Annotated in this window: 15 protein-coding genes; 9 read left to right on the top strand and 6 right to left on the bottom strand. The window is 39.8% G+C overall.

All coding sequences use genetic code 11. From position 1 onward, the window contains the following. Nucleotides 1-148 precede the first annotated feature (148 nt). The 8 genes from ACE1EF_RS11710 to ACE1EF_RS11675 all read left to right on the top strand — a co-directional run bounded on the left by ACE1EF_RS11710 (nt 149) and on the right by ACE1EF_RS11675 (nt 7,959). Nucleotides 149-1,213: an aldose epimerase family protein gene (locus tag ACE1EF_RS11710; protein ID WP_375720854.1), complete on the top strand. Its 1,065-nt coding sequence runs from the start codon at nt 149-151 to the stop codon at nt 1,211-1,213. 24 nt (nt 1,214-1,237) lie between these two features. Then, nucleotides 1,238-2,437 (top strand): glucose/galactose MFS transporter, encoded by a 1,200-nt coding sequence (gluP, locus tag ACE1EF_RS11705; RefSeq protein WP_375720853.1) that lies wholly within the window; start codon nt 1,238-1,240, stop codon nt 2,435-2,437. 386 nt (nt 2,438-2,823) lie between these two features. Next, the gene (gene pepE / locus ACE1EF_RS11700; RefSeq protein ID WP_375720852.1) at nt 2,824-3,528 is read left to right on the top strand and encodes a dipeptidase PepE; all 705 of its coding nucleotides are present in this window, start codon (nt 2,824-2,826) and stop codon (nt 3,526-3,528) included. A 7-nt stretch (nt 3,529-3,535) separates the two neighbouring features. Continuing rightward, nucleotides 3,536-5,131, top strand: coding sequence for an aspartate:alanine exchanger family transporter (locus tag ACE1EF_RS11695; protein WP_375720851.1), 1,596 nt, complete (start codon nt 3,536-3,538; stop codon nt 5,129-5,131). A 22-nt stretch (nt 5,132-5,153) separates the two neighbouring features. Next, on the top strand, nt 5,154-5,897 hold the full coding sequence (gene lptB, locus ACE1EF_RS11690; protein ID WP_375720850.1) for an LPS export ABC transporter ATP-binding protein: 744 nt from the start codon (nt 5,154-5,156) through the stop codon (nt 5,895-5,897). A gap of 25 nt (nt 5,898-5,922) precedes the next feature. Further along, complete coding sequence (locus ACE1EF_RS11685) at nt 5,923-6,867, top strand: hypothetical protein (protein ID WP_375720849.1); 945 nt, start codon at nt 5,923-5,925, stop codon at nt 6,865-6,867. After that, entirely contained in the window at nt 6,860-7,510 is a 651-nt protein-coding gene (locus ACE1EF_RS11680; protein WP_375720848.1) for an HD domain-containing protein, read from the top strand. The genes ACE1EF_RS11685 and ACE1EF_RS11680 overlap by 8 nt, the downstream gene beginning before the upstream one ends. Before the next feature lie 20 nt (nt 7,511-7,530). After that, nucleotides 7,531-7,959 carry a putative signal transducing protein gene (locus ACE1EF_RS11675; RefSeq protein ID WP_375720847.1) on the top strand — a complete coding sequence of 143 codons (429 nt, stop codon included), beginning with the start codon at nt 7,531-7,533 and terminating at the stop codon, nt 7,957-7,959. Between the two features lie 107 nt (nt 7,960-8,066). On the opposite strand, the gene ACE1EF_RS11670 is transcribed toward ACE1EF_RS11675, so the two are convergent. From ACE1EF_RS11670 to ACE1EF_RS11650, 5 genes are read right to left on the bottom strand one after another with little or no spacing between them, the layout of a single operon-like run. After that, the gene (locus ACE1EF_RS11670; protein WP_375720846.1) at nt 8,067-9,161 is read right to left on the bottom strand and encodes an endonuclease/exonuclease/phosphatase family protein; all 1,095 of its coding nucleotides are present in this window, start codon (nt 9,159-9,161) and stop codon (nt 8,067-8,069) included. Nucleotides 9,162-9,182: 21 nt separating this feature from the next. Then, nucleotides 9,183-10,073 carry a rhomboid family intramembrane serine protease gene (locus ACE1EF_RS11665; protein WP_375720845.1) on the bottom strand — a complete coding sequence of 297 codons (891 nt, stop codon included), beginning with the start codon at nt 10,071-10,073 and terminating at the stop codon, nt 9,183-9,185. Beyond that, nucleotides 10,073-10,822, bottom strand: coding sequence for a rhomboid family intramembrane serine protease (locus ACE1EF_RS11660; protein WP_375720844.1), 750 nt, complete (start codon nt 10,820-10,822; stop codon nt 10,073-10,075). Before ACE1EF_RS11660 ends, ACE1EF_RS11665 begins: the two co-directional genes overlap by 1 nt. A gap of 29 nt (nt 10,823-10,851) precedes the next feature. Beyond that, nucleotides 10,852-12,723 carry a DNA mismatch repair endonuclease MutL gene (gene mutL, locus ACE1EF_RS11655; protein WP_375720843.1) on the bottom strand — a complete coding sequence of 624 codons (1,872 nt, stop codon included), beginning with the start codon at nt 12,721-12,723 and terminating at the stop codon, nt 10,852-10,854. A gap of 9 nt (nt 12,724-12,732) precedes the next feature. Beyond that, entirely contained in the window at nt 12,733-13,053 is a 321-nt protein-coding gene (locus ACE1EF_RS11650) for a hypothetical protein (protein ID WP_375720842.1), read from the bottom strand. 2,127 nt (nt 13,054-15,180) lie between these two features. Between ACE1EF_RS11650 and ACE1EF_RS11645 the strand changes: the two genes are divergently transcribed. Next, a complete protein-coding gene (locus ACE1EF_RS11645; protein WP_375720841.1) occupies nt 15,181-16,221 on the top strand; it encodes a nucleoid-associated protein in 1,041 nt (346 codons plus the stop codon). Here the strand turns inward: ACE1EF_RS11645 and ACE1EF_RS11640 are convergent. After that, nucleotides 16,218-18,560: a TonB-dependent receptor gene (locus ACE1EF_RS11640; protein ID WP_375720840.1), complete on the bottom strand. Its 2,343-nt coding sequence runs from the start codon at nt 18,558-18,560 to the stop codon at nt 16,218-16,220. The genes ACE1EF_RS11645 and ACE1EF_RS11640 overlap by 4 nt on opposite strands. Between the last annotated feature and the right edge of the window lie 4 nt (nt 18,561-18,564).

Genomic DNA, 18,564 nt, shown 5'->3' with positions numbered 1-18,564 from the left:
AAAATTAATACTTTGAAAACAACCAAAATAGCTCCAATTTTCTTTTAATAAACATGTTGCAGAATAGAAAAATGCCCTTGTACAATTCATATTAGTTGCTACATTTGCAGGTACTCGCAATATTTTTGGAAAACTACAATTTATTATTATGAAAATACTGGAAGAATCTTTATTCAAGGGGACATGGGAAGGCAAAGATACTCAATTAATTACCCTGAAGAATAAAAACGGAATGGTTGTGCAGGTCACTAATTTTGGCGGCAAAATTGTCAGCATATATGCTGCTGATCGCAATGGTGAATTTACGGATGTGGTTTTGGGTTATGACTCCATTGATGGTTATTTTAAAGGTCATGAATACTTTGGTGCCATTTGCGGGCGTTATGCAAACCGCATTGCCAAAGGTCAGTTTACCCTGGATGGAAAGACTTATCAGTTGCCTGTCAATAACGGGCCAAACAGTCTGCACGGCGGACCTGAAGGTTACAGCATGAAAGTTTTCGACTGTGATCCAGTTAAGGAAACGGAAGAGGGCATGTCTGTAAAAATGCGTTATTCCAATCCCGATGGTGAAATGGGTTACCCGGGCAACGTTCAGTTTGCGGTGACCTATACCTTAACCAACAAAAATGAACTCAAACTGGATTATGAAGCCACCACTGATCAGGCCACGCCTATAAACATTGCCAGCCACTCCTATTTCAACCTGGCCGGCGAAGGTAACGGTAGCGTGGAAGGCCATGAACTGATGATTAACGCATCGCATTTTACCCCAATGGACGATGTATCTATTCCAACAGGAGAAATAAGACCCGTAAAAGGTACACCAATGGATTTCACCTCATTTAAGGTAATAGGATCACGCATAAACGAGGATGATGAGCAACTGAAATTTGGTAAGGGATATGATCATAACTGGGTTATCGACAAAAAAGAAAATGAACCGGGTCTGGCTGCCGATTATTATGAAAAGGCTTCAGGTAGGGGAATGAAAGTTTATACCACACAACCTGGTGTTCAGTTTTACTCCGCCAACTGGACGGATGAACAGGGAACCGGCAAACACGGACACACGTATGGTGAGCGTCATGCATTGTGTCTTGAAACTCAACATTTTCCCGACTCTCCGAACAAGGCTGATTTCCCTTCAGTTATCTTACGCCCGGGAGAAACCTACCACCACACATGCATACATGAATTCTATACAAAATAATATTTAACCTTAATAAGATTCACAATGACAAACGAAAAAAACAAGTATCTTTTTCCATTGATCGTGATGGCATCCCTTTTCTTTTTGTTTGGGTTCATCACCACAATGAATAATTCAATGATTGACTTCCTGAAGGATGCATTCAATCTGAATAAGGTAGAAAAACAGCTTCCTAACACGTTTTTCTATGGTGCTTATGCACTTTCTATTCCGGTTAGTCTCATTATTCATCGTATTGGTTATAAAAACGGTGTGCTTTCGGGACTTGCATTGGTAGCCATCGGATTCTTTTTATGTATTCCGCTTGTTGCAATGGGTTATATTCCGTTTTTATTTGCCGTTGCTGTTTTTGCAATTGGTGTGGTACTGCTTCAGGTAGCTGCCAACCCTTATGTTAACGCCCTGGGACCTGCCAAAACAGCTGCAAGCCGTTTAACACTGACCAATGCCCTTAACTCTGTGGCAACAGTTATTGCTCCGATTTTTGTATCCATGCTTATTGTGAATGACACAAACGATCCAAAAGCTGTTCAGTTCCCGTTTGGTTTGATTGGTGCTATTACACTGGTCATTCTTGTTATCATGTTCTTTCTTAAACTGCCTGAAATAAAAGGTGACGAAGAAGATGTAGCTTCCGGAATTAAGAGAGAATACAAAACCAATGCCTTTAAATATACGCATGTGTGGCTGGGATCGCTCGCTATTTTTGTTTATATGGGTATAGAGATCGGCATTCCAAGTTTCTTTGCCGATTACACTGAAAAAATTGGTTTCAACTTTACCTCGTTTGAAAAAATCGACTTATTGAAATATTACTGGGGTGGTTTGATGGTAGGTCGTCTGATTGGTATTTTTGTACTGCAGAAATACACTGCAAGACAAATACTCACCCTTTGTGCTATCGGTGGAGCCATCCTGGTTGCCTCATCCCTCATAATTGGTGCAGATGCAAATACAGTGGCTTTATGGTTATTCCTGGGAACAGGTTTATTCCATTCCATTATGTGGCCAACTATTTATAACCTGGCACTGGAAGATTTAGGCCCGCACGCAAAAGTTGCCTCGGGTGTGATTGCAACATCTGTAATTGGTGCTGCCATACTTCCTCCTCTTATGGCCGGTGTACAGTCCTTAACCGGATCTGTGGTTATAGCTGTAAGTTTTCTGTTTATCTATTATGCCTATCTTATTTTCTTTGCAACAAAAGGATCAAAAATCAGATAAACATTCAGTTAAAATATTTTGAAAGCGGGACGTTTTGTTCCGCTTTCTTTTTGCATATAAAAATAGTATTTCGCTACATCGTTTAAACATTCGGCCCTGTTTTTTAGACATAAGATTCAAGAACCAGGATGCAGGATTTAAAATCACGCGTTAATGACTTTTTTATTAGGTTGACCCAAATCAGGAAAGTTCATTCATCAGTCTTCATTGATTACGGATGGCATTCACTTTGTTCATTTGGATATAAATCTTTGACCTTTTCACTTTCCACGACTAACAACCCACGACTAAAATTTCACGTCATAATCTATCAAATTAATCCGGTTTAAACTGACAGAAATTTTCTATGCCTTTTATAAATTGTATTTTTGCATAAAAACAAGCGCATGCAACTTTTATTAATCAGCAATTCAACCAATGCCGGAGAAGCATACCTGGAATATCCCAGAGAAGAGATCCGAAAGTTTCTCAACGGGAGTAATAATATTGTATTCATTCCTTTTGCTGCAGTTGGATTTTCATATGACACCTATACTGATAAAGTGAATGAAAGCCTGAATAAGGCAGGATTAAATGTTAAGGGAGTACATTCGTTTACGGATCAGGTAAAAGCCGTAAAACATGCTGATGCCATTATGGTTGGTGGTGGAAATACATTTCAGCTGGTAGCGGAGTTGTATAAGCAAAATCTGATGGAAGTTATCCGCGAAAGAGTTGTTTCAGGCGTAAAATATGTGGGCTGGAGTGCCGGGTCAAACATCACCTGTCCCACACTGATGACAACCAACGACATGCCCGTTACTGAACCAAAATCGTTCCGAACGCTAAACCTTATTCCATTCCAGATCAATCCGCATTACATGGATGCTAATCCGGACGGACACGCAGGAGAAACACGCGAACAACGCATCAACGAATTCACTGTTCTTCATCAGGATACCTGGGTTGCAGGACTGCGGGAAAGTACAATGTTTGTAATAGATGACAATAACATCACCTTAAAAGGCCCTAAAAACTGCCGTATATTCAGGTACGGAAAAGATCCCATAGAGTTATCACACAAAAACGACTTCGGGTTTTTATTAAAATAATATTTTTATGGATTTATTCAGCAATACATACTTTGCTCTCTTCCTGATTATTGCATTAGGCTATCTACTTGGTCGAATTAAAATTGCAGGCATCTCGCTCGATGTTTCAGCTGTTTTATTCGTGGCTATTATATTCGGCCATTTTCAAATTATAAACCCTGCTGAGCTGAAAGTCATACAGCGCATCGGACTGGTCCTGTTTATCTATTCTATCGGACTTCAGGCGGGCCCGGGGTTCTTCAGTACCTTTAAAAAACAGGGACGTAATTTTGCCATTCTTGGAGCCGTACTGGTTGCCAGTGCTGCTTTGGTCACTTATCTTTCATCGTATTTTTTCGAGATCAAAACGGAAATATCCATTGGACTGCTTACAGGAGCCCTTACCTCGACTCCGGGGCTGGCTGCTGCCATAGAAAGCACCCAGTCACCCCTGGCTTCAATTGGTTATGGTATAGCTTATCCTTTTGGTGTTATCGGTGTTATTCTGTTTGTAAAGCTTATGCCCAAACTATTGAATAAAAAAGTTAAGGATGCCGAGAACGAGTATGAAAAAGAGTCACTGAGTGCATTCCCGATGATTGATAAAAAGAATTTTCTTGTGGAGAACCAGAATGTGAACGGAAAAACCATTGGTGAACTCAGGATAAGACATATGACCAAGGGAGTGGTATCGAGAGTGATGCGAAACGGCGAAGCCTTTGTACCCACAGCGGACACCAAACTCTATATCGGAGATATCCTTAAGGTAGTGGCACCTGCAGATGCTTTCGAAAAAGTAAACCTGCTTATTGGGAGTGAAACTGAAAAAGAGATCCCGCTGGCTACAAAATATGATGTACAGAGCATTCTGGTCAGCAACAAGGAGGTGGCCAATATGACGGTAAAAGAACTGAACCTTTTACAAAGTTACAATGCCACCATCACAAGAATCCGGCGAAGCGGAATTGATATTACGCCGAATCCAAATACGAGGATTCAGTTGGGTGATAAAATGATGATAGCCTGTGCAAAGGATAATATGAAACAGGTTGTTACCTTACTGGGAAATGACGATAAACGCTTATCGGATTCTGATCTGTTACCTGTTGCACTGGGAATAGTGCTTGGTGTTCTGATCGGTCAGCTAAAAATCAGCTTCACCAGTAATTTTGAATTCAGCCTTGGCCTGACCGGTGGTGTACTGCTTATCAGTTTATTATTGAGTAATATGGGAAAAACAGGAAAAATTGTTTGGAATATCAGTGGTGCTGCAAACCAGCTGCTTCGACAGCTGGGGCTTTTGTTTTTCCTATCGGCCGTTGGTTCCAAGGCAGGCGCGGAACTGGCTTCAACTTTTGCTGAATATGGCATCAAGCTGTTTGCCATCGGAGCTGTCATTACACTCGTCCCGATGCTGGTTACCGTAGCAGTTGCACGCTTCGGGTTCAAAATCAACCTTCTGAGTCTGATGGGTGCCATAACCGGAGGTATGACCAGTACACCGGGCCTGGCAGCGACAACATCCATGTCAGACAGTGATGCTCCGCAGATTGCTTATGCAACAATTTATCCTGTTGCCATGGTAATTTTAATTATATTCGTACAGATTTTAAGTCATTTCTAACAGCGACATAAATGCTACCTCTATGAATGATAACGAGAAGATGACACTCAGGACCGAAGACCTGGTAAAGATTTACAAAAACAGGACGGTAGTCAACAAGGTGTCCATTGATGTTCAGCAGGGTGAGATCGTAGGATTACTCGGCCCCAATGGTGCAGGAAAAACAACCACCTTTTACATGACGGTCGGTTTGATTACACCCAACCATGGCAAAATTTTTCTGGATGATGAGAATATAACCAGGCTGCCGGTATATAAAAGAGCACAGAAAGGTTTGGGATACCTGGCGCAGGAAGCCTCAGTATTCCGCAAAATGACAGTTGAGGACAATATTCTCTCTGTTCTTGAGATGACCAAAATCTCGAAACAGGAACAAAAAGACCGGATGGAAGAACTGATCGAGGAGTTTGGTTTGGGTCATATCCGTAAGAATACAGGAGACCGGCTTTCAGGAGGTGAAAGAAGACGAACCGAAATTGCCAGGGCTCTGGCCATCAGTCCCAGATTCATTCTGCTCGATGAGCCGTTTGCCGGTGTCGACCCCATTGCCGTTGAAGATATTCAGACCATTGTCTCCAAGCTTAAAGATAAAAATATCGGCATCTTAATTACCGACCATAATGTACATGAAACCCTTTCGATTACAGACCGGGCCTACCTGTTATTCGAAGGCCGGATTCTGAAATCAGGATCAGCCGAGGATCTGGCAAATGATGAAATGGTGCGAAAAGTATACCTGGGTGAAAACTTTGAACTCCGACGTTAAACCAATTTGAAAGAATTCCCTGAATATGTACAGATTACTTATCATTCTTTTTATTCTGGCAACACCGCTTGCAAAGGCAGCAAAGGAAGAAGTTCCCTACTGGATCAGTTATCCGGGAGCAAAAGACACGGTATTATCAGATTTCTATTTCAAAACAGAATTCAGGGTAAAGGATTCTGTGGAATCCGCACCCTTGAAAGTTGCCGCAACCGGCAGAATACAGCTGTGGGTCAACAATTACTTTGTGATTTATGATGGTGATGCCAGTGCATCTGTTGAAGAACCACACATATTTGTCACTGACATCCGTAAGTTTTTACAGAAAGGGGATAATGCAATAACCATTTGTCTAACACCTGTGTCACCAAAGGATTTCAATAATGATAAGGTGGCCCTGGCTTTGGCTGTCAACAAAGACAAACAGATATACAGCGATGAAGATTTTGAATGTTTCAGGCAAAAAGCAAACAACTATAAAACGGTTAATGTTGAAGGAGAAACATATGTAACCTTTGCATTTAATGCCCAGGATAATATTGTGGGCAACTGGCATGAAGCAGGTTTCGACGCCAAAAAATTCTCACCTGAAAAGTGGCTGGAACCGGAAGAAGGCAGTGTATTTAAAACAGAAGAAACAGAAACAACCTATATCCCGAAACCAGTTTCAAGAACCTATGATGTAACCAATACATCTTTTCCGCAACCGGTAAAAACCGGAACAAAAATTGAAATTGAACTTCCAGCCGGCAAACAACTCATGGTAGAAGCAGGATTTGAGAGTGTAAAGGATAAAACCGTTTCAATCTATTCTCCTGAAATGGCTCAAAAAGGCATCAAACACAGCTATAAAACGACCTTTGGTGCACAAAGCTTCTTTTTTCCGGTGATCATGAAAACGGATAAACTGATATTTGAATTCCATGCGCCGATGAAATTTATCGGGGTGACCTACCGCATCATTAATGAATGACGATCTGATTCAGACGACCATGTCCTTTGTTAAAAAGGAACTGTCCGGGACTGAATCCGGCCACGACTGGTGGCACACCTTCAGGGTATTTAAAACGGCTGAACACATAGCTCACGGGGAAAAGTGCAATCTAACAGTGGTGCTTTTAGGTGCACTGTTACATGACATTTCAGATGCCAAATTAAATGGTGGTGATGAAACACTTGCCGTTCAAAAAGCGCAAAACTTCCTGATTAATCAGCAGGTTGATCCAGGTATTATTCAGCAGGTTGTTTATATAATTGATCATATCTCGTTCCGTAAAAATCTGGATAATAAGGTGGCAATGACACCTGAACTAGCCATTGTGATGGATGCCGACCGGCTGGATGCCATTGGTGCTGTGGGGATTGCCAGGACATTCAATTACGGTGGTTATAAAAACCGGGGTATACATGATCCTGAATATAAGCAATCCAATGCTGCGTCGTATGATACCTACACCACATCTGAAGCACCTACGGTTCAGCACTTTTATGATAAGCTGCTCAAGCTAAAAGATCTGATGAATACCAACACCGGAAAAGCTTTGGCTGAAGAGCGGCACCGGTTTATGGAGGTTTACCTGGACCGGTTTTACAGGGAGTGGAACGGAGAGTTATAACTGATTACAATAAAAATACCATGAAAGATCCCAATGACCTGATTACACTAGAGGTGTTCAATGATTCATTTCACGCACACCTTTTACAATCCAAACTTGAAAGTGAAGGCCTTGAAAGTTTTGTATTTGATGAAAATACGTCGAATCTGGGTCCTCACTACAACCAGTTTGTTGGCGGCATAAAAGTAAAGATTCATAAAAAAGACAGGGAAAAGGCCATGGAAATAATCAGTAAAATTCAAAACACACCCCTGACTAATGCATCCGGTGCTGTCCTGCTTTGTCCCAAATGCCATTCCAATAAAATTGAATCCGGCTTTGGCAGTGTAAAAGGGATCAAAGGTCTTTTACTCGGGATTGTGAGTGTTGCATTGGCTACTTTTCCCTTTTCAAACACCACCTATTACTACTGTAAAAGCTGTGGGCATGAGTTTAAAGGAAAGAAATAAAAACAATGTATAATTAACCAACAGTGCCTGTGTATATTCGATCTTTTGATAACTGTGATTATTGAAGAGATATCTCTTTTCAGCAATTACCTACCTGTGTATGAATATTATTCCTTAAATGCGATATAACAGCTTATGGGATAGTGATCGGACAAGTCGACCTTATGGCGTTTGAAGTCGTTTGAGGTCAGACGTTTATCAATAAAAATATAATCTATCCTCAGAAGTGGATAAGGGCCGTTATAGGTTGATCCGATACCATTGCCTGATTCGATGTATGCATCAATCAGATCGCCCTTAATTTTACGGTAGGCATATGAAACAGGGGTATCGTTAAAATCACCACAGACCACCACCGGAAAGGGTGATGCATCAATATACTTCCTGTAGGTCTGTGCCTGAAGTGCTCTTTGCTTGTAAGCGGCATTCATGTGCCAGCGAAAAATTCCCATCTCATGACGTACCTTTTCGCCATTGGTAGGATCCTTAAGAATATCATAAACCAGATATTCCTTACCTGACATATTAATGGATTGCAGGTGACTTGTAAATAAACGCATCGTTTTGTTATCTTTCTCGATGTCTGCGTATATTGTAAAATTATCATTGTCGCCACCGGGTAATTTCCCTGTTCTCAGAATTTTGTATTTCGAGAAAATTGCAAGTCCCTGACGATAGCCACTGCTTCCGGGTTCACCAAACTCAAAGTAGTGATATTTCCAACGGTTAAAAAGTTTGAGAATGGCCTTTTCAGAATGTGTTTTTGAGCGGTTATTGACCCCAAACTCCTGTAAACAGATGATATCCGGATTCTGATTATTGGCAAAACGGGCCACGTCTTCAGGATCACCATCAGCTGTCCATCCATACCGGTTAAAAACTCTCACGTTAAAACTCATCAGTTTAAACGCACCGGGTTCTGTGATTTTTGTTTCATTGGTCCGGTAAGGCACTGAACGGTTCAGTACATTATATCCCAACATCAGAACCAGGAGAGATAGTATAAAATACCATTTGGAAGCCAGAAGCCAGCCGATGACAAAAAGCAGATTCAAGGCCACAATGTAAATGAAGGCCAGTCCCAGATAACTGGGTACCACAAAGGTACGCGGATTAACTACCGGAGCCAGGTATGACACCAGTAACAGCAGTACTGCAAGCAGATTAAAGATCAGAAAAGTTTTTCTAATAAACTTTTTCATGTTCAATTAAGGTTGATCAAACTAATGGTTTCCGGCCTGAAACAACTTTTGTTTTTCATCTTTGCTCAGGCTGTCGTAACCCGATTTTTTAATTTTCTCTAAAATAGCATCTATCTCATGTTCCTTTGCCGCCCTCTGATCCCGGTAAGCCTGATCCGGATTGGTGACAGGCCTGTTCCATTTCACCTTCATCCTTTTGGGTTTCGGCTTAAAAACGGATATAATGCCATCAATTATTCTATTTACGAATTTACCCATGTCTGTTCCTTTTTGAAAGGCAATTACATATAACCACCCCCAGGCTGCGCCACCAAGGTGTGCAATGTGTCCGCCAGCGTTATCGCCGGTAACACTTATCAAATCTATCACCACCGTAAATAAAGCCAGATACTTCATTTTAACGGGTCCGATGAACATCAGGTTAATTTCGTTATTCGGAGCAGTTACCGCCACAGCAACCACAATTGCCAGAACCGATGCCGAAGCACCCAGCAGGATATTGGGATCCTGATTGGCGAAAAACGGAATAAGGTTATAAGCCACAAGATACAAAGCCGCACCGGCCAAACCACCGGTAATATACAAACCCAGCAGCTGTTTTTCGTTGTACAGCATTAAAAAGAATCGTGCAAACCAGTAAAACCACAACATGTTAAAGAGGATATGCAAAAACTCAAAATGTGTAAACATATAAGTGATGAGCGTCCAGGGCTTTCTAATAAGCTCAGCAGGATCAGATGGCACTGATAATAGGTATAACGGATGACTCCACGAAGAGGCTTCCATACCGGTTAGTTTAAATACAACATCTGCCAGACGGATAAAAATAAAAACCCCGATATTCACATATAGAATTCGGGTAACAATGCTGCCCTTTTTAAACGACTCCTTTATTTCGTCCCAAATGTTCATCAATAGAAATTTTTGGTGTGTTTATTCCAGTACCGGATCAGGAAAAATCCGAAGAGCATTCCGCCAAGATGGGCAAAATGGGCCACATTATCACCTGTACGGTTAGCAACACCGGCAAACAATTCAATAACGCCGTAACCAATTACAAAGTATTTCGCTTTGATGGGTATGGGCGGAAATAATAACATTAACTGGGTATTTGGAAACAACATCCCGAATGCAAGCAATATGCCAAATACAGCACCGGAAGCACCAATGGTGGAAGTGTTGATCATTAAATTCAGCTGTGCCAGCACAGGATCTGAAAAATTCTTGCCTTCCTGAAGAATGGACCAGCCATTATTATAAATATTCTGTATCATGTCAGGAGCAATGCCTTTCTCAAGCGACTGTATCCTGATGTAAAAAACCAGCATCTGCACCAGACCAGCGCCTATACCCGTGATTAAATAATACTGTAAAAACCTTTTGGAACCCCATACTCTTTCCAGCATAACACCGAACATAAACAGGGCAAACATATTAAAAAAGATATGCCCCAGAGACATACGAATATAGCTGTGCATGAACATATATGTAATAAGCTGGTGTGGCATAAACTGATGAGATTTGAAATAGTGCAGCCCAAGATACTGTTCAAGCTGAATTCCAAACGTTCTGAATACTACAATACTGGCCACCCAGAAAATCACGTTAATGATGATCAGGTTTTTAACTACCGGTGCTGAGCCTAAAAGAGATCGTTGCATATATCCAAATTTTCCACAAAATTAAACCTTTATTTTAAATGCCTTTCCAGCTCTGAATCTTCCAGAATAGTAAGAATTGGCTTACCATCGGGAGAATAATTCGGCATGGAGCAGGCAAACAGGGAATCCACCATGTCCTGCATCTCAGATTCCGATAACTTTTTACCATACTGAATAGCCGCAGTGCCTGCACATATCCGTGCCAGCGCTTCCGACATGTCCGTTTTAACGCTTCTGCCCTGCTCTGATGCTGTTTCTATCAATTGCTCCAGGAGTGCAACGGCATTAATGTTTCCTGTATCATAAGGAACACCGTTAATGGCAAAAGTGTTCTTTCCAAAGCGCTCTACATCAAAGCCTAAACAGGCCAGAACATCTTTTATCTCCTCCAGAATTATGCCGTCTTCTGCACTTATTTCAATGGTTTCAGGAAACAGAAGCTTCTGAGAGATGACTTTGTGATTCTCTATATTTTTAAGATATTTTTCGAAAAGAATCCGTGAATGGGCCCTGTGCTGGTCAATCAGCATAAGTCCTGATTTCACTGAGGTTATAATGTACCTGTTCTTGTACTGAAAAAAGGATTGCCCGGACTGAACTGTTTCCACCTCTTCATCAAACAGTCGATCGGCTTTTTTAATTTCCGGTTCAACGGCCGATCCAAAATCGTTATCTGTTTCTTCCTCCGTTTCAGATTCACCTTCAAAACCGGCATACAGTTTATCCCAGTCGGTAGGAATATGCATGGATGGCCTTTCATAAGAACCTGAAGATGTACCACCTCCACCTGAAGTTTTAAAAGGATTGTAGTCAGGGTTAGTATGTACCACAGGCATCTTTATTTCAGTATCCTTGTGCAGGACAGGAATATCAATGGCACCTTCCTGGTCGAAATCGATTGATGGTACCACATTGAATTTTCCCAACGCCTCTCTGACAGCCGCCATGAGAATGGGCCAGATGGCCTGCTCATTTTCAAATTTGATCTCTGTTTTGGTCGGGTGAATGTTTACATCTACCGAGGCCGGATCAACATCGAGATAAAGAAAATAGCTTGGAATTGTCTCCGCCTGTAAAATATTTCCATAACCATCCATGACGGCCTTATGAAAATACGGATGGCGCATGTATCTGTTATTGGCAAAGAAAAACTGTTCTCCGAACTTCTTTCTTGCAAATTCGGGTTTTCCGATAAACCCGGTTATTTTTACGATGGATGTTTCAACCTCAAGGGCTACCAGTTTTGGATTCAGAGATTTTCCGAACACCCCAACAATGCGCTGGCGCATGCTTCCGGATGGCAAATCAAGTATTTCCTCATCATTGTGGTACAACTTAAAGGTCACCTCCGGAGCTACAAGTGCAATTCGTTGAAACTCGTTTAGAATATGTCTGAATTCTGTAGATGCCGATTTCAGAAATTTACGCCGGGCAGGCACATTAAAAAACAGGTTTTTCACATTGATGTTTGTCCCCTGCGGACAGCTTACGGGTTCCTGCTGTTCAACCTTCGATCCTTTAATTTCGAGATAAGTACCGATTTCAGAACCGCTGTGCCTGGATTTCATCTCCACATGTGCAATAGCTGCGATGGATGCTAACGCTTCGCCCCGAAACCCTTTAGTATGTATATTAAACAGATCAGTCGCATCAGTAATCTTGGATGTGGCATGCCGTTCAAAAGACATGCGTGCATCTGTGTCAGACATCCCTTTTCCATCGTCGATCACCTGGATAAGGGTCTTTCCGGCATCTTTAATAATAACTTTTATCTCTGTGGAATCCGCATCAATAGCATTTTCAACCAACTCTTTTACTACAGAGGCAGGACGTTGAATGACTTCACCTGCGGCAATCTGATTAGCAACGGAATCGGGTAAAAGCTTGATAATATCGGTCATAAGCTGGTTCTATTTTTCCCAGAACACATTCAGAATGCTGATATCGGCATTAAGAATCAACCATGCAACAAAAAACAGAACGATCACTATGGCAACTAACCTCAGGTTAGATTTACGCTTTTCAGTACTGGTGACATCTATGGCTGTCTTATGCCAGTTTTTACGGAATTTACCTTTTATATTCGGCACATAGTCTTCACTTGAGATCTTTCCGGCTTCAAGATCGGCCTGCCGCTGCATTTCCTTAAGACGTTCTTTCGATTCGTCGTAATAGATCGGAATATGCTCAAAACGGCGTGGTTTTGGTGTTCTGAAAAGATATAATCCCATAAATATTGTGTTTTCTTCAAACTACAAAAGTACAAACAATGGTTGTTAATTTTTGCAAAAGGTTGTGATAAATTATATCAATTGTTTTTCAAGTTGAGCTTTAAGCTCTGTTTTGAGATCATTGTTCTCCGGTTAAAAATCAATATTACCTAAAGACTCATCGCTTCATTTTACTACGATCAGAATGACAGTCTCTTAGGTTCTTATGGGACAGTCATTCCGGGTGTAGCGAGGAATCTCTGAAGCTTTAACCGGACAACAGTATACTGAGATTACATCGACCTGTCCCGAATTTTTCAGAAGTTAATGCCCCTAGACAATTGCCATATTCTGATTAAAAGTATTTTCTTCAAAACATAATGCCATCCCTTCGGGATTTCTGAAAAACGCTCATTTATTACAATTACAATAATATCAACCCTTCGGGTTTACGAAAAAGATTAGTAACGTACTGGTTCTCCACATTTAATTCCTGTAATCCTGCCGGAATGTTATAAACAAAACTGATTGTGAATAATATGGGGCAAGCAATCCCGTAGGGATGTCATTATTGTAATTACATAACCATGGGATTACACATAAACCCGGAACGGGTGATATAGTTGTTACCTGACGTTTTTAATGTAAACCCAATTTGAAAATATATGTCTTCTTTTCAGGATACATTATTATTCATGATGATACCGTTACAATTTTATCAATCCTAAGGATTTTAATAAAAGGTTAATCATAAACCTGTTTCCCATCTCTCATTCTTAAGTTCCCTTCGACATGTTATTTGAATAACTGATAGCGAACAATATGGGACAAGCAATCCCGTAGGGATGTCATTATTGTAATTACACAATCATGGGATTACACATAAACCCGGAACGGGTGATATAGTTGTTACTTGACGTTTTTAATGTAAACCCAATTTGAAAAAAAATGTCTTCTTTTCAGGATACATTATTATTCATGATGATACTGTTTAACCGGACAACAGTATACTGAGATTACAATGACCTGTCCCGAATTTTAGAAGTTAATGCCCATAGACAATTGCCATATTCTGATTAAAAGTATTTTCTTCAAAACATAATGCCATCCCTTCGGGATTTCTGAAAAACGCTCATTTATTACAATTACAATAATATCAACCCTTCGGGTTTACGAAAAAGATTAGTAACGTACTGGTTCTCCACATTTAATTCCTGTAATCCTGCCGGAATGTTATAAGCAAAACTGATAGCGAACAATATGGGACAAGCAATCCCGTAGGGATGTCATTATTGTAACTACACAACCATGGGATTACGCATAAACCCGGAACGGGTGATATAGTTGTTACCTGACGTTTTTACTGTAAACCCAATTTGAAAAAAAATGTCTTCTTATCAGGATAAATTATTATTCATGATGATACTGTTACAATTTTATCAATCCTAAGGATTTTAATAAAAGGTTAATAATAAACCTGTTTCCCATCTCTCATTCTTAAGTTCCCTTCGGCATGTTATTTGAATAACTGATAGCGAACAATATGGGACAAGCAATCCCGAAGGGATGTCATTATTGTAATTACACAACCATGGGATTAAGCATAAACCCGGAACGGGTGATATAGTTGTTACTTGACGTTTTTAATGTAAACCCGATTTGAAAATAAATGTCTTCTTTTCAGGATACATTATTATTCATGATGATACTGTTTAACAGGACAACAGTATTCTGAGATTACAATGACCTGTCCCGAATTTTTTAGAAGTTAATGCCCATAGACAATTGCCATGTCCTGATTAAAAAGTATTTTCTTCAAAACATAATGCCATCCCTTCGGGATTTCTGAAAAACGCTCATTTATTACAATTACAAAAATATCAACCCTTCGGGTTTACGAAAAAGATTAGTAACGTACTGGTTCACCACATTTAATTCCTGTAATCCTGCCGGAATGTTATAAGCAAAACTGATAGCGAACAATATGGAACAAGCAATCCCGTAGGGATGTCATTATTGTAATTACACAACCATGGGTTTACGCTCAAACCCGGAACGGGTGACATAATAAACGATGTATCCAAAAACATTCCGCTTATTTCATGTCATTTCAATTTTATATCCCATTTTTGTTGAAATTTTTAAATTATGATCGATTACAGCGAAGCCACTATACGTCAGCTTATTGTCCACCATATTGGGTACAAGCCTTACGACGAAGGTTGTAAATTATCGGAAAATCTGCTCTCTCTGCAGCAGGATAATCCTTTATCTCCTTTGCTCCTTCAGTATTTTCTGAAAACATTTAAGCCGGATATTCAGTATAATTTTGCGGACCCGGATATCAATCCGGTCATACAGGAAGTGGATCAGATATTTGAAAACGCAGAAACGATTACTGAATCCTCGAAAAAACTGGCAGAGCTGTTGTACGAAACATCCACGCACCCTAAGATAAAAGCCGGAGACTTTTATGTAGCCAACATCGACAATGTAAAACTCTATGGTGAAGCCTACCGTTGTATCGGTTTGTTTAAATCAGAAACCAAAGAAACTTATCTGAAAGTTTATACCGGTGATCAGAAATTCGGTATTGAACCCAAAGAAGGGATCAGCATTAAAAAACTGGATAAAGGCGCCCTTATCTTCCGCAACCAGGAAACAGGCGAATACATTATTTCAATCGTGGATTCCATCTCAAAAGGGGATGAAGCGGTGTACTGGAAAACCGATTTTCTCGGTCTGATTCCACGTGAAGACAACTTTTTCATGACCCAGAATTATTTGTCGCTGTGCAAGGATTTTGTCACCGATGTATACAATGCAGAGAACCGTGTTGACCGGAGTGAACAGGCCGACCTGCTGAACCGTTCCATCGATTATTTTGGCAAAAACAAAGATTTCGATTTATCTGACTTTGAATCGCAGGTGATTGAAAACCCTGAAACAATCAAGGCTTTTGAGGATTATCGTGAGTTTTATGAAAATGAACGGCAGATACCGCTGGAAGATGCGTTTTCTATTGAGCCTGATGCCGTCAAAAAGCACAAACGTTTTTTTAAGTCAGTCATTAAACTGGATAAAAATTTTCATGTATACGTGCATGGAAACAAACAACTGATTGAGCGCGGCTATGATCAGCAGAAAAAAATGCATTTTTACCAGTTGTATTTCGATTACGAAAATTAGTTTCTGAATTTAATGTCATCAAAAAAAACTTTGTACGAGAAGCTGGGTATTATCGGAAACCATGTTACTTTATAAAGCTTAAGTGGTTTTGTATATTCTACTCCCGTATCTAAGTATTTATCATCATCGTAATAATAGTTGTATGGATTCATGCGGTTATACAGGTTATAAACAGAAAAAGTCCAGACAGCTTTATTCCCCTTTTTAGTTTTGGTCTCATAAGTGAAACCAACATCCATCCGATGATAATTTTGCATTCTCCCACTATTATATTCCGCATAGTCAATTGCAACACCGTCAGTTACATCCCCATTGGTTAGGTTCATTAATAAATGTTTTCCCGAAGCTGGCGTATATGGTAACCCTGAAGAGAAGGTCCAAACAAGATTAAAGTTCCAGTGTCTGTTTAGCTTTCTGTTCGCATTCAAAGTTAATGTGTGTGGACTATTATACTCATAATCATAAAACTCTCCCTTATTTATTTCGGCAAAACTTCTTTTAGATTCCGTAAAACTGTAAGCAACAGATCCAGTTAAAAACCCCTTATTTTTACTTAATATAATTTCTGAACCATACGCGGCACCTTTACCATTACGCAGCAATTTATGCTCAATATCTGTTAAGCCCAATGCGTTTTCATAGCCCATTTTTAAACGCGCAAGATTATTCATCTTCTTATAATAGAGACTCACTTCTAATTTCAGTATATCCTTTGCAATGCTACTCATCCAACTTACGGACAATTGATCGGATAACTGCGGTGGGTTTTCTGAACTTGCCGGTAACCAGATTTCACTTTTTATGATTTGATCCTGAATGTGTATTAAATGATCATACTGCATTACTCTCATGTAATTTAGTTCAAGATTTTGACTGTCTGCCACTTTAAACCTAAAATTAACGCGTGGTTCAAAATCAGGATAAAGGATATTATTATTTATATACAGATTAAAACGCAATGAAGGCCGGATTTCAACAGACGGGCTGACATCAATGATATTGTCAATAAAAACTGTTGTTTTAAAGGTATGATATACAGAACTTGTAACCTGGTATTGAACTGTAGAATTATAATAATAACCAGGTTCATATTGCATGTAATTTGTTTCATTCCCAAACTCCAAAAACATATACCTTGTCATTGCATATTTCCAAATGGATTTAGCAGATAAATTATTTACAGATGAACTGTTTTTAAAAACGGATACTTCCTCTACAGCATCAAATATACTTTTATAGGTCTGTTTGCTTTTATTCCTGTATTTTGTATATGACAACAAATTCTCAACAAACAAATGATCTCCTATAATTTTTTTCCAGTTCCCCGATAACAACCAGTTCCCCCAAACCTGGCTAATATGATTGCTCTCATTCTTTTCCAGTTCCCACGGCTTGCCCCAGAAATTAAAATAATCGTCTCCCTGGTACAAATTAAAATTAAACGTATTCCTTTCATCATGTTTCCATGAAAGTTTAGCATTTACATCGTGAAATCCATAAGAAACGATCGAATTATTGACATCATCAAATGTGGAAATTCCGGCTAGCAAAAAATCGATCAATGTTTTACGAGCTGTAATAATAAAACTCAGCTTATCGTGGATCAGTGGTCCCTCAAGACTAAAGGAAGCATCCGTTAAACCAATACTGTATGAACCAACAAACTTTGAGACGTTTCCTTCCCTTTGAGTTATATCAACAATTGAAGATAATTTACCGCCATGTCGTGCAGGGAAACTGCCCTTATAAAAATCCACGGAATTTATCATCTCCGGGTTGAACACAGATGTTAAACCACCAAGATGATTCACATAAATCAAAGGCACATCATCCAGGAGATACTGATTTTGCCCGGGCTCTCCACCTCGAACATTAAATAAACTCATCCCTTCCGATTGAGCCTGTACACCGGGCAGTAATTGCAAGGTTTTAATAATATCCGGTTTTGCACCCAAAACAGGAATTCGTTTGAAATCATACGCTGACAAATGCGTTATATTAGCTCTGAGGTTGCGGTTTGCATTTACTGATATCTCTGAAAGTTCTTTACCCTGAATAAGAAATACAACCAAAAAAGTATCTGATTTACTGTTTAACTGAACTGTTTTACTTTGGTAACCTGTAAATGAAAAAGAAAGACTGGCAGCGTTTGAAATGTTTAAACTGAAATATCCTTTATTATCCGTTGTCGTTCCCGTTAACTGATCAGTTTCAAAAATATTCGCACCCGTTAATACCTCATTAGTAAACGAATCTTTTACAAAGCCGGACAACCTGATATCTGAAGAATGAGCTAAAGCAGCGTTTACAAGTAGCAATGCGATAAACAGAAATCTCAAATTA

Origin of the sequence: Quyinboa sediminis (genome assembly GCF_042219855.1) — a bacterium.
In the GTDB taxonomy this organism is placed as follows: Bacteria; Bacteroidota; Bacteroidia; order Bacteroidales; family UBA5342; genus JBHJHP01.
This window is presented reverse-complemented; position numbering and strand designations above follow the sequence as displayed.